General features: G+C 44.0%; 12 protein-coding genes. 2 read left to right on the plus strand and 10 right to left on the minus strand.

Annotation, left to right across the window (positions count from 1 at the left end; translation table 11 throughout):
* The first annotated feature begins 4 nt into the window (after positions 1 to 4).
* Positions 5 to 838, plus strand: a complete 834-nt coding sequence (locus P3T48_RS12705; RefSeq protein ID WP_276506919.1) for a bifunctional metallophosphatase/5'-nucleotidase — start codon at positions 5 to 7, stop codon at positions 836 to 838.
* Here the strand turns inward: P3T48_RS12705 and porT are convergent.
* On the minus strand, positions 826 to 1,575 hold the full coding sequence (gene porT / locus P3T48_RS12710) for a type IX secretion/gliding motility protein PorT/SprT (RefSeq protein ID WP_276506911.1): 750 nt from the start codon (positions 1,573 to 1,575) through the stop codon (positions 826 to 828). The two genes, P3T48_RS12705 and porT, sit on opposite strands and share 13 nt — an antisense overlap.
* Before the next feature lie 184 nt (positions 1,576 to 1,759).
* Here porT and fdxA point away from each other — a divergent pair, with 184 nt between their 5' ends.
* Positions 1,760 to 1,927, plus strand: coding sequence for a 4Fe-4S ferredoxin (fdxA, locus tag P3T48_RS12715; protein WP_022251564.1), 168 nt, complete (start codon positions 1,760 to 1,762; stop codon positions 1,925 to 1,927).
* 235 nt (positions 1,928 to 2,162) lie between these two features.
* Here the strand turns inward: fdxA and P3T48_RS12720 are convergent, their stop codons facing one another.
* From P3T48_RS12720 to P3T48_RS12760, 9 genes are all read right to left on the minus strand, one after another.
* The gene (locus P3T48_RS12720; protein ID WP_276506912.1) at positions 2,163 to 3,584 is read right to left on the minus strand and encodes a tetratricopeptide repeat protein; all 1,422 of its coding nucleotides are present in this window, start codon (positions 3,582 to 3,584) and stop codon (positions 2,163 to 2,165) included.
* 77 nt (positions 3,585 to 3,661) lie between these two features.
* Positions 3,662 to 4,621, minus strand: coding sequence for a PstS family phosphate ABC transporter substrate-binding protein (locus tag P3T48_RS12725; protein ID WP_276506913.1), 960 nt, complete (start codon positions 4,619 to 4,621; stop codon positions 3,662 to 3,664).
* A 4-nt stretch (positions 4,622 to 4,625) separates the two neighbouring features.
* On the minus strand, positions 4,626 to 5,474 hold the full coding sequence (locus P3T48_RS12730) for an energy transducer TonB (RefSeq protein ID WP_217758247.1): 849 nt from the start codon (positions 5,472 to 5,474) through the stop codon (positions 4,626 to 4,628).
* Between the two features lie 31 nt (positions 5,475 to 5,505).
* Positions 5,506 to 6,153 (minus strand): ExbD/TolR family protein, encoded by a 648-nt coding sequence (locus P3T48_RS12735; protein WP_276506914.1) that lies wholly within the window; start codon positions 6,151 to 6,153, stop codon positions 5,506 to 5,508.
* Positions 6,154 to 6,798 carry an ExbD/TolR family protein gene (locus tag P3T48_RS12740; protein ID WP_276506915.1) on the minus strand — a complete coding sequence of 215 codons (645 nt, stop codon included), beginning with the start codon at positions 6,796 to 6,798 and terminating at the stop codon, positions 6,154 to 6,156.
* Between the two features lie 30 nt (positions 6,799 to 6,828).
* Positions 6,829 to 7,665 (minus strand): MotA/TolQ/ExbB proton channel family protein, encoded by an 837-nt coding sequence (locus P3T48_RS12745; RefSeq protein WP_158462600.1) that lies wholly within the window; start codon positions 7,663 to 7,665, stop codon positions 6,829 to 6,831.
* 271 nt (positions 7,666 to 7,936) lie between these two features.
* On the minus strand, positions 7,937 to 9,130 hold the full coding sequence (locus P3T48_RS12750; protein WP_276506916.1) for a pyridoxal phosphate-dependent aminotransferase: 1,194 nt from the start codon (positions 9,128 to 9,130) through the stop codon (positions 7,937 to 7,939).
* 114 nt (positions 9,131 to 9,244) lie between these two features.
* Positions 9,245 to 10,456: a bifunctional 3,4-dihydroxy-2-butanone-4-phosphate synthase/GTP cyclohydrolase II gene (locus P3T48_RS12755; protein WP_276506917.1), complete on the minus strand. Its 1,212-nt coding sequence runs from the start codon at positions 10,454 to 10,456 to the stop codon at positions 9,245 to 9,247.
* Between the two features lie 30 nt (positions 10,457 to 10,486).
* Positions 10,487 to 12,379: an LptF/LptG family permease gene (locus P3T48_RS12760; RefSeq protein ID WP_217758245.1), complete on the minus strand. Its 1,893-nt coding sequence runs from the start codon at positions 12,377 to 12,379 to the stop codon at positions 10,487 to 10,489.
* Positions 12,380 to 12,726: the final 347 nt, after the last annotated feature.

Genomic DNA, 12,726 nt, shown 5'->3' on the forward strand with positions numbered 1-12,726 from the left:
TATGATGAAGAAATATTTTTTTGCTGTGGTAATGTGTTGCATTACTTTCAGTTCTTGGGCACAGAAACAGTTGGTGGTGCTGCATACGAATGATACACATAGTTGTGTGATGCCTCTGAATCCAAATTTGGCTGATACGGCTATTGCAGACAGAGGTGGTTTCCTTCGTAGGGTGAACATGGTGAAGCAGGAAAGACAGAAGAATCCAGACCTTCTGCTCTTCGATAGTGGTGATTTCTCACAAGGTTCACCTTATTACACACTCTTTAAAGGTGATGTAGAGGTGGGACTGATGAATGAGATGGGATATGATGCTGCCACGATAGGTAATCATGAGTTTGATTTTGGTATTGATAACATGGTTCGGCTTTTCAAGAAGGCTAAGTTCCCTATAGTTTGTTCCAACTATGATTTCACTGGTACGCCTTTGAAGGACATTGTTAAGCCTTGGGTTGTATTGAAACGCGGGGGAGTGAAAATCGGAGTCTTTGGTTTGGGACCTCAGTTGGAAGGACTTGTCACTGCTGCCAATTATGGGCCGATCAAGTATCTTGACCCTATAAAAACAGCTTTGGAAACGGCTACCTTCTTAAAGAAAAAGAAGAAATGCGACATCATTATTTGTATTTCTCACTTGGGATGGAATGTGGAGAATACAGATGATGTCCAGACAATACCCGGCACTCGCTATCTCGATTTGGTATTGGGAGGTCATTCACATACTTATTTCAAGGAATTGAGATATGTGAAGGATTTGGACGGAAAGCTTGTTCCTGTCGACCAAAATGGCAAGAATGCCATTTGGGTGGGCAAGATAGTCTTGGATTACTCGAAATAAAAAGTTAATGCTATCATTTTGCTGTGTGCTTTCTGGGAAGCCATAGCATATGGTAGCATATTTTTATCCTTTATATTATTAATGTGCCCTTTGTCAACTGTGTTGCTAATTCCATACATGAATTTCAGTTCCGGTCTTAATTTGAAGAACGGAAGATATAAGTCACATCCTACTCCGATTTCTAAGAACAGGTCTGTTTTCTTTAGTTTGATATAATCGTCATTGCTGTTGTTCAGGTTGAACATCGGATTGATACCCGCCATGATGTATGGTCGGTGATTGTTAAAGCGAGGAGCTGCAAAGATGAGGTCTACTGCTGTAGAGAGATAGGCTGTTTTCATCTCTTGCATCTTCTCGGTAGGCCGGTCGTTGGCATCTTTCTCCAGCAGGTTGCGATAGGTAAGATGACGGGTGCCGAAATACATGGCAGGAGCTACTCGTAGTTGGAAGTTGGTGTTGAGACGAAGTTCACCCAGTACGCCTACGGTGAATCCTGCATCCCATCTGTCTTGATCGACGGTGACGCATGATTCTACTTCTTGACCTTCCTCGTTGATATAGGTTTGATGACCCGTATTCACCAACTCTAAGTCTTGCAGGTGTGTGCCTACCAATACACCAAAGTGGAAAGTACGAAGGTCGGTATAAGGACGATTCTCTACGGTACGTTCCTGAGCCTGTGCCTGGAAGAGTACTAATCCGATAAGGGATATGATGATAAATATCTTCTTTTTCATATTCTTATAACGGAATACATGGATTCTTATTGCCCTCAACTTATTTCGAAAGAGTATAAATTACAAAAAAAATGATACCTACATGTAGGTATTTGAAAAAATATTGTTATCTTTGCACCATACTTAATAGGTATAGATTAAAACAGATTGAACAAAACATTATTAATATTTAAACTTTATTATTATGGCTTACGTAATTGGTGACGATTGTATCGCTTGTGGTACATGTATTGATGAGTGTCCATCAGGTGCTATTTCTGAGGGCGAGAAGTATTCTATCGACCCAGATGCTTGCACAGAGTGTGGCACTTGCGCTGATGTTTGTCCTAACGAGGCTATCAGTCTTCCTTAATTATTAAGGAAAGATACTTTAGTTACATAAAACATCTTGAGCGGCTCTTTGAGTCGCTCTTTTTTTGTTTCTTTTGTTTTGAAATCTATTTTTTATTCCTGCCTTTATTATAAGGTTCACTCGTAGGTGTATATTTTATTATAATACCTTTTCACTTCAATCTTATAACTCAAACGAGTATAAAAAAAGCGGAACTCCTTTTGGAATTCCGCTCTTGAATATTTCTTGTTTCTTATTATTCTGCTGTAGCTTTTGTGCCCTTTTCGATGGCATCCTTTGCATATTTGTTTTCAGGATCCAACTGGAGCAATTTCTCCCAGTATGGTTTTGCCTTTTCAAAGTCCTGCTTGTCGTAGTTGTAGATGAAGCCCATGTACTGATAAGCCTGCTTCAAGTAGCCGACTTCGTCAGCGTCACACTGCTTTGCCTCAAGCTCCTTGATTACTTCCTCATATGCTGGGATAGCCATATCGTCCAACTCGCTTTGGAATGCAGTGTTACCTTCCTGTAGTTTGGCGAATGCCTTCAATGAAGGATATTTCTCAGCAAGTTTGTCGTAAACACTAATGGCTTTTTCTATGTTCTGAACTTTAGTTTCTGCATTCTTCTTAGCCTTGTTGACATAGATTTCAGCCAACTTCATGAAGTCTGTAGGAGCTGCATCTGGGTTTTTGTCCATATACTGCTGGCTGTATTCCAACGCTTTGTCCTCATCACCCTTTTGCTTGTATGCCTCAGAGATGTACTGCAATGGCTTAGGATCGTCGGCCTTGAGCTGCAATGCCTTCTCATACTGAGCTATACCTTCATCGTACTGTTTGTTGCCTACCAATGCCATACCATAGTAGGTATAGTCTCTTGATGTCTTCTTGATAGAGTCTGTACCCATGATGACCTGTGCATGCTGGAGAGCTACATCGAATTTCTCGATATCTACAGCAGACCATACAGCAACTCTGTGGAAGGTAGCATCCTTAGGGAACTTCTGCAATCCACTCTCAGAGAGTGTCAATGCTTCATCCTTCTTGTTGACCATATAGTCGGTGATAGCGTAAGCTACATAGATATATTCCTCCAACTTGTTAGGGTCAGTCTGCTTGAAGAGATCGTAAGCCTTGTCGTACTTACCATTGCTGTAGAATGTGTAACCTGCCATAGCCTCGTAAGGATATTCTGGGTTCACTTCCTTCAGCTTCTTCAGTGTCTCTGCACTTCTTACAGGGTCAATCTTCTGATATACATTGGCATAGCTGATGTATCCCTGAGGATTCTTAGGATCCATGACGATACAGTCGTTGTAGCTTGCAGCAGCATCACCACCATTGTCCTGCAATGCGTAGATATCACCTTTCAGGATATAGGCGTCACCAAAGTTTTTAAACTTCATGGTGATAGCATCTGCTACAGCCATAGCCTTGTCATACTGCTTGTTGATAGCAAGAATGTTACCCAAAGCTACAAGAGCCTTCGGGTCTTTCTTAAACTCTTTCTGGTACTCCTTCAGGGACTTATCAAAATCCTTTGAGGTTGCGTTACCAGACTTGATATTTGCCTCTATCGACTTCAGCATGTCCTTATAGTTGACATCCTGAGCCATTGCTGGCATTGACAAACCCATCATCAATGCGGCAGCCACTAAATATTTAATTGCTTTCATAATCTCAATTTTTATTTGTGTGATTACTATTTTTATTCATTAGATGACACCTTCATCCAGAAAGTTTAATTGGATTCTTATTTTTTAATATTTACTTTCTTGTAGGTTATGTCGCCTCTATAGGGAAGCAGACCTGATTTGAATACAATCAACTGTCCTCGTGGGTTCGTGATGTAGTTGGCAAAGCTCCATGGGAGCGCCTTGTGTGGGTCTACTACTATAGCATATAATGTTCTTACGAATGGATATCTTCCGTCGAGAAGGTAAGCCTGATAGGGTTGCCAACTGTTCGATGGAGTTGCCTTGTCTTTGATAGACACTCGCATGACATGAATATTCTTCTTAAAGGTGGTGTTGGTGGAATCTCGACGGTCGTTCAACCAGTTAGAACCAATTACACCGATAGCGCCTGGAGTCTCGTCTACGAAGTCAATTACCTGCTTGCTTGTCTTGGCTGCCATGATTTTGGCACCCATCTTTTCGCCATGCAATACTGAGTCAACAACCCAGTTGGTAGTAGCCGAGCGAGTGTTGTCGAAGATGACTTCGATGTCTCCTCTTTTAGAACCAGGAACAATGTCGCTCCATTTTGTGGCTTTTCCTGTCAGGACACGTTTGATGTCGTTTACCGTTATACAAGTATCTTGGTTGTTCTTGTTGACGATAAAAGCCAATCCATCGTATCCGATAGGGAAGACTGAAGGAATAACATTGCTTTTCGATTTCAAGTATGCAATCTCGCCATCTTTCAGATGACGAGTTGTGAATAAAAGAGTAGTCTTGAAATCTTTGATCATCTGAAGTCCTGTGACTTCATCTGAATAAATGGGCTTGAGTTTTGCCTTTGGAAATTCAAACTCAAACTGTGTTCTCTCCTCGTCGATGATAGGGCTCAGACTTTCGTCTGCATAGAATTCAATAGTGCCCGACGTAGGAGTATCTGTTCTACCATCTTTGGCTTTCTTCTCACCACATGATGAGAAGAAAGCCATTGATAGTGATATTAATCCTATAAAAATATAAGATGTTCTTTTCATTCTATTACTGCAATCTAAATACAACTGGAACTGTGTACTTCACACGTACGGCAGAACCATTCTGCTTACCTGGACTCCACCTTGGCATACTTCTTACAACTCGAGAAGCCTCGCGGTCGAGTGATGGGTCTACAGAACGCACAACCCTTACATCAGTGATAGAGCCATCACGCTCTACAACGAATGATACGATTACACGACCTTGTACACCATTCTCCTGAGCGACAACAGGATACTTTGTGTTGCTTGAGAGGAAAGCCTGCAAGGCAGCTGCGCCGCCAGGGAAGTGAGGCATCTCTTCTACAACATCAAACACCTTGTTAGAAACCTCAGGCTTTGGAGCTGGTGGTGGTGGTGGAGCTGCTACGGCGATATCGCTTCTTACAGCTTCAGCCAGACGGTCTTTAGTACCTTCCTTGTTCTCAGTACCTACGGCCACCTTCTCATCCAGTTTATCCATTTGCTTTACCTGGTTTTCCTCTTTTACGAGTTCATCCTTCTTGATGACAGGTGCAGTAAACTTCTGAGTCTCGCGAGCCACAGGTATCTCCTTTTTAGGTTCAATCTTTGGCTTCACTGGCTCTTTCTTCTTTTCTTCTTTCTTAGCTTGCTGCTGGAGTTTAGCCAACTCCATAGCTTCCATGTATGCTTGCTGTTCTTCGGCCTGTTTCTGTTCGATAACCTTCCAAGCCAAGAATCCACCTACGAGAGCTGCAGCGATGACCAAGATCAGAAGAGCCTTGATGTTTCGACCAGAAGTACCCTTACGGAGCTGGTAAGCACCATACTCCTTGTTCTTTCCGGCGAAAACCATTTCGACCCATTTAGGATCGTATAGATCTATTTTTGCCATTTCTTTCTTGTTTTAATTGTTAGCAATCATCTTACATCTTAACGTTTCTTGACTTGAGAAGCTTCTCGTCGTCAGCGCTAATCTTGTCGATGACATACGTACCAATGTTCAAAATCTGCATTTCATCGAGTGCGTCAACCATATTCTTGTACGAAGCATTGTCAGTAGGCTTGATGACGATAGTCAGGGTTGGGATCTTACCATCCTTTAAGTTACCTGCCTTCAAGTCACTCAATTTCTTCTGATAGATGCTGTCAGGATATTGTTTTGGATTCTTAGAACGCTCCATGTTTAACTCCTTAACAGCGAGTGAGATTCTCTCTACTGGACGTGTACCGTTCTCTGTAGCATGCTCTCTCAAGACCTTACGGACACCATTGGTGCCCCATGTTGTCTCCTTAATCCATGTAGGATCGTCGTACTTAGGGATACCAGCACCATAGTAAATCTTGTTGTCTGCAGTTACATAGAGTGTCACAGTCTCAGAAGCTTTAGCCTCATTCTTGTTCTCGTCGTTCTGGTTCTCATCATTACTTGGCATTGTCAGCTCCATAGTCTGAGGTTTGCTCAAAGATGTACACAGCATGAAGAACGTGATAAGAAGCATAAGCATATCCACCATAGGCGTAAAGTCTACGCGGACATTCATTTTCTTTTGTTTGCTTTCTTTCTTAGCCATTTATTCGTCCCCCTGTTGTTTTAACTGTGTAATCATATAGTAATGACTCTCGTCCATATCCTGGAGTTCGTTCATCACTCTCTTAACTGTCTTATATGGAGTAGAAGCATCAGCCTTGAGGGCAATCTTGATGTCCTCGTTTGTCTGGCGAGCAGCGTTTACCCACTGCTGGAACTCGCTCATACCACCATTAATACTGTCGAGAGGAATACCTTTCTGCTGGAGATACTGTGGACGCTTAGAAGCATTCATAGCCAAGTAAGTCTTCAGGTCGCTCATTGGGACACCGAATGTACCCTCACTCTTGAATGTCTCTATCATCTTAGGTGTCAGCTCCACACCGAAAGCACCAGTCATAGTGCTCAGTGAAGCACCCAGCTGATCAGTATTATCAATACTCATAAATACTTGGCCCTCGCCGGTAGGATTACCAGCCTTGTCCTTTTCAGGATTTACCAAGATAGTCAAGACTCCGTTCTCAGGCACCTTGATTTCAGACACAGAACCTGGTGTGTTTACCTTTACAGGCTCATTCTTTACGAAAGTAGAGGTGAGCATGAAGAAGGTAAGCAACAGGGTCATAACGTCTGACATAGGCGTCATATCGATCCAGATGTCACTCTTCTTAATTTTTACTTTACCCATAGCGATAAAATTTTAAAGGGTTAGCAAAAATTAAGCCTCTTCTGCGTGGTTAGCTTCGTATGTCTGAGCAATTGAGTAACCTACCTCGTCGAGTGCGTATGTCAACTTATCAACCTTGTTGGTGAATGTGTTGTAAGATACAACAGCACACCAAGATGTCAAAATACCGAATGCGGTGTTGATCAACGCCTCAGAAATACCTACAGAAAGTGCTGCTGAGTCAGCGCCACCACCTTCACCCATGGCCTGGAAAGACTTGATCATACCGGTTACAGTACCGAGAAGACCAGTAAGTGTACCAAGAGTTACGATTGTAGCGATGATAGGCAAGTTCATTGTCAGAGTAGGCATCTCCAACTGAGTAGCCTCCTCATGAGCCTGCTGGATCTTAGCTACCTTCTGAGCCTTCTTCAAAGAAGCGTTAGCGCCAGACTCCATTGACTTGTAAGCGTTCAAAGAAGCCATAACAACGTTGGCTACAGTACCGCGCTGCTTGTTGCAGAGCTGCTCAGCCTTAGCGAAATCGTTAGCGTTCAAAGCTGCCTTGATGTTTGCAACGAACTTAGGAAGAGCACCTTTACCAGTAGCGGTCTTGAGGGCCATCCAACGCTCGATAGTCATTGCCAATACGGTGAGCAACAATGTGTGAATTACAGGTACGATAACACCACCTTTGTAGATTGTACCCCAAATGTCTGCTGGGTGATCCTGTACACCTGGATCCTGGAAGTGCATGTCGTTTCCGAACCATGTGAAGAACAAAGTGAATGCGATGATAGCACATACCACGATGATCCAGAATGCGCCTCTTACTCCCTGAAAGCCCTCAGATTTTTTCTTAGGGGCTGCTTGTTTTGTAGTTGCCATAATTTTACTTTTTTTAAATTATTAGTTAATAAATTATTTGAATGTTTTTTCTCTAATGTTTTGTAGACCTTATTTGTGTCAAGACAAAGTTTGGTTTTTTCTGTTACTAAGGGCAAAGATAATAATTAAAAATAAAACACGAAACGCATTTAAGAAGTTTTAACGAGATATTGAATGTATTTAATCAATATCTCGTTATTTAAGTCGTTTTCTACGCTTTTATTGCGAGTTTTTACCGATTTCTTATTCGTTTGCTGTTGTTTCTTTTCGATTACTTGAGCTTGCCCAACGCCTCCTTGATTCGGCGTATTGCCTCTACGATATTCTCATCGCTTGTGGCGTAACTCATACGGAAACAATCTGGGTCTCCGAAAGCGTCACCTCCCACTGTAGCCACGTGAGCCTCTTCCAAGAGATACATAGCCAGGTCTGTGGAATTGTTGATGGTACGGTCGCCTGTGCTCTTGCCAAAGAAGCTGCTGCATTTTGGGAAGAGATAGAAGGCTCCCTGTGGCATATTCACCTCAAGACCTGGTACTTCTTTAGCCAACTTTACGATGAGGTTGCGACGGCGTTCGAAAGCTTGGCGCATGTTCTCTACGGCACTTTGGTCGAGTGTGTAGGCTGCCTCGGCTGCTTTCTGGCTCACAGAACATGTACCGCTGGTGTACTGTCCCTGCAGTTTGTTACATCCCTTGATGATCCACTCAGGACCTGCGAGGAATCCGATACGCCAACCTGTCATGGCATAAGCCTTTGATACACCGTTGGCAATGATGACCTGTTCCTTCATGTCAGGTTCCTGTGCGATGCTGTGGTGCTTGCCGATATAGTTGATGTGTTCGTAAATTTCATCAGCCAATACGAAAACTTCCTTGTGTCTTCTCAGTACATCAGCGAGTGCTGCCAACTCTTCCTTAGAATAGACGCTACCTGTAGGGTTGCTTGGTGAGCAGAGGATGAGCATCTTGGTCTTGGGAGTGATGGCTTGTTCCAACTGCTCGGCTGTCATTTTGAAGTCCTGGTCGAAACCTGCGTTTACGATGACAGGTACACCGCCAGCCAGTTTCACCATCTGTGGATAGCTTACCCAGTAAGGTGCAGGGATGATGACCTCATCACCAGGATTTACCAAGGCGAGTACTGCGTTGCAGACGCACTGCTTGCCGCCAGTACCTACGATTACCTCATTGGCAGTATAGTCAAGATTGTTCTCGTTTTTCAGTTTGGCAACAATTGCTTTTCTCAAGTCAGGGTATCCTGGAACAGGAGAGTAACGAGAGTAATTTTCGTCGATAGCCTTTTTGGCTGCCTCTTTGATGTTGTCAGGTGTGTTGAAATCGGGTTCTCCCACGCTCATGTTGATCACGTCGATTCCTTGAGCCTTCATTTCACTGCTTTTCTGCGACATCGCCAGCGTTGCTGATGGTGCCAATCTGTTAAGACGATCTGATAATTGTGCCATAATTTATATCAATGTTTATAATTCGACTGCAAAAGTAATTATTTTATTTCTTTTGCGGAAAGAAACATGTTATTATTTAACTTTTTGTATCTAAATTGTTACATTCTGCCATGTTTAACCCAGGTGAAGCACATGTCCCATGCGGTCTCTCTTGGTTTTGAGGTATCGCTCATTGTATTTGTTGGGAGTGGTCTCGATGGCGATATTCTCTACGATTTCCAGTCCGTAGGCCTCCAGTCCGACACGTTTTACGGGGTTGTTTGTCATCAGGCGCATTTTGTGTACACCGAGATGGCGCAGCATCTGTGCTCCACAGCCATAGTCGCGCTCATCGGGTTTAAAGCCCAGATGGGTGTTGGCGTCCACGGTGTCGTAGCCTTCTTCCTGAAGCTTATAGGCGGCAATCTTGTTCATCAGACCGATGCCTCTTCCTTCCTGCTGCATGTAGATGAGTACTCCCTTGCCTTCTTTCTCGATCATCTCCATGGCTTTGTGAAGCTGCTGACCGCAGTCGCAGCGCTTGCTTCCCAGGATGTCGCCGGTGGCGCAAGATGAGTGAACACGTACGAGGATAGGCTCGTCTTCTTTCCATTCTCCCTTGATGAGGGCCATGTGCTCCAGTCCGTTGCTTGCCTGGCGGAAAGGAATGAGATGGAAGTGACCGTATTCTGTAGGCAGGTCTACCTCTTCACCTATTTCTATCAGCGACTCTTTCTTGAGTCGGTATTCTATCATGTCTTTGATGGAGATGATTTTCAAACCCCATTCCTTAGCAAACTTCAGGAGTTGTGGCAGGCGGGCCATGGTGCCATCTTCGTTCATGATTTCCATCAGTGCGCCGGCAGGGTAGAGTCCCGCCATCTTGCAAAGGTCGATGGCGGCCTCGGTATGTCCGCTTCTGCGCAGCACTCCGTTGTCTTGTGCATATAGTGGGTTGATATGTCCTGGACGTCCAAAGGTCTTGGATGTGGAGTTGGGGTCGGCAAGGGCTTTGATGGTCTCAGCTCTGTCGTGAGCAGATACTCCAGTGCTGCATCCTTCGAGTTTGTCGATGGTGACGGTGAATGGAGTTCCAAGCATGGATGTGTTCTCTGAAACCTGGTGAGGCAGATCCAGCTCGTCGCATCGGCTGATGGTGATAGGTGCGCAGAGCACGCCACGTGCATGCTTGAGCATGAAGTTTACCTTGTCTGCATCAATCTTCTCTGCTGCTATGATGAGGTCGCCCTCGTTTTCTCGGTCTTCATCGTCTACTACGATAACGAATTTTCCTTCTTTGAAGTCTTCTACGGCTTCTTCTATGCTATTCAATCTTACGTCTTCCATTTTCTAATTGATACCTTATTATATATATAGTTACATTTCTTTAGTTCTCATGATGATGTCGTTGTTCACCTGCGTCACCACTTTCAGGTCTCTGTACAGTCGTAGGCGGAAACTCCACATTCTAAGGTAGAGCACAGTGCCTAAAGGAACGATGAGGGCTGCCAGGATATTGAGCCATTTACGTTCGAATGGACGTGTGTGAGCCTTGGGCGAGAGTACGGGATACTGGTTGATGTTGTGCAGGATATATTTGTTCTTTGTATTCGACAAGTCTTCTATCACTGCTTCCAGTTCGTTGCTGATGCGCTCTATCTCATGATCGGGCTGATATTTGAAGAACACATTGATGAAGTTGGGCCATTTTTTGAGTCTGTGCTCCTTGTTGTATGCCTCGATATCTTCGTTGATGTGTTTCAGCTTGACGGCGTCCTCAGTGTATGCTGGGTCGTTGATGATGACCTCCTTGCCAAAGATATGTCGTTTGAGTCGTATTCCCAAAAGCTTGAATATAAACTCTTTGTACATATCTATGTTGAACACCGTCGAGTCGTTGGTTGCCTTGTAGGTGACGAATACCGCTAAAGGTCCCAGTACGGCAGTGGCAAGTCCTTTTCCAAACCAAATAGCCCAAATTCCGCTTCGGCTCATTCGGTATCCAGTGTTGTCGAGAATAAAGAAGGTGATGAAAACCAGCACCGAGATGATGACAGGGAATCCCAATCCTCCTTTTCGGATGATGGCACCCAGCGGTGCTCCGATGAAGAAGAAAATGAGGCACGACAACGCCAGCGTGAACTTGTTGATGGCCTCTATCTTGTGGTCTCTTATCAGTCGGTCGCCCACATTGGTGATCATACTCTTGAAGTCGAGGTCGTTCATGGCTTGCTGCACGTCGGATGAAGCGTAGTTTACTACCGACAGCCTGCGCTCTGTAGGCATCTTCTCGAACAGAGAGTCGATATTCACCTTTGTTGCAGCAGCTTTTTTCACAGCCTGTAGCGAGTCTTGCTTGCTCATGAATGGCTGGTGATAGTATCTTATTCTGGCATCAGCCAGGTACATTCTTCCTATCGAGTCGTACGACTGGTTGATGGAGTCGATGTCGTGTTCTATCTTGGCAAGACTCTTCGCCTTGGCATTGTTTGACAGCGAACTGGCATCGGTGAGGCTGAAGTCGTTGTCGAAGTCGAGCACGATTTTCTTCGAGATGAAGGTCTCTCTTCGGTAGGGCACTGCGGCGCTGTTGGCAAGCTCGCTGCTCTGCATGTTCTCAAACCATTCTCCGCTGTACAGGCTCAGTACAAGGTGTTTCTTCTCGGCCGTACTCTGCAGCATACCCGAGTCGGCGAGGATAATGGCGGCATCCTCATAGCTGTTGGTCATGCGATAGATCATGATGCCATACAACTTGCCCGTCTTGAGGTCTTTCTTCTGTACGTAGAGGTTGCAGTTGGGGATTCCGTCATAGAAGATTCCCTCAGGGATTTCCAACTCAGGACTCTTCTGTTTCATCGAGATGAGAAGCTGTGCCAGCTTCATGTTGGAGCTGGGTCCGATGTTGTTCTGAAAGTAGAACGAGCTGACCATCACAAGGACAGTGATGATGATGAGCGACCTGAAAGCCTGCATCAGCGAGATGCCTGCGGCCTTGATAGCTGTCAGCTCAGAACTTTCTCCCAGGTTGCCGAAGGTGATAAGCGAAGAGAGCAGAATGGCCAAAGGCAGGGCCTGTGGTACAAGCATGAGTCCCATGTACCAGAAGAACTGCGCCATGACTTCCACCGACAACCCTTTACCTATCAGTTCGTCGATGTATCTCCACAGGAACTGCATCATCAGCACAAACTGGCAGATGAAGAATGTTCCCACGAAAAGCAGTCCGAATTGCTTCGCGATGAATATATCTAATTTCTTGATTCTCATTTCAGCTTGCAAAAGTAACATAAAAAACTCAAAAATCATTCTTTTTTTGTTTTTTTATATATTTAAATCATGTTTGCCGCTACTCAGCATAAGTAGTCAACTGTGAATATGACTATAATAAATGTTCTTTTATAGTCATAAAAATCTATGTTCTAAAGTATCGAACTTATGTTCTAAAGTATCGAACTTATGTTCTAAAGTATCGAACTTGTGTTCTAAAGTATCGAACCAGGGCAAACGCATCAAACTTTTTACCTTTTAACATATAGATATTAATGTTGTATCTTATTGAATATTAACTATTTATATTTGCTTATACCAAAAATATTTTGTATCTTTGTAAAGAA

This window comes from Segatella intestinalis (assembly GCF_029348455.1).
Taxonomy (GTDB): domain Bacteria; phylum Bacteroidota; class Bacteroidia; order Bacteroidales; family Bacteroidaceae; genus Prevotella.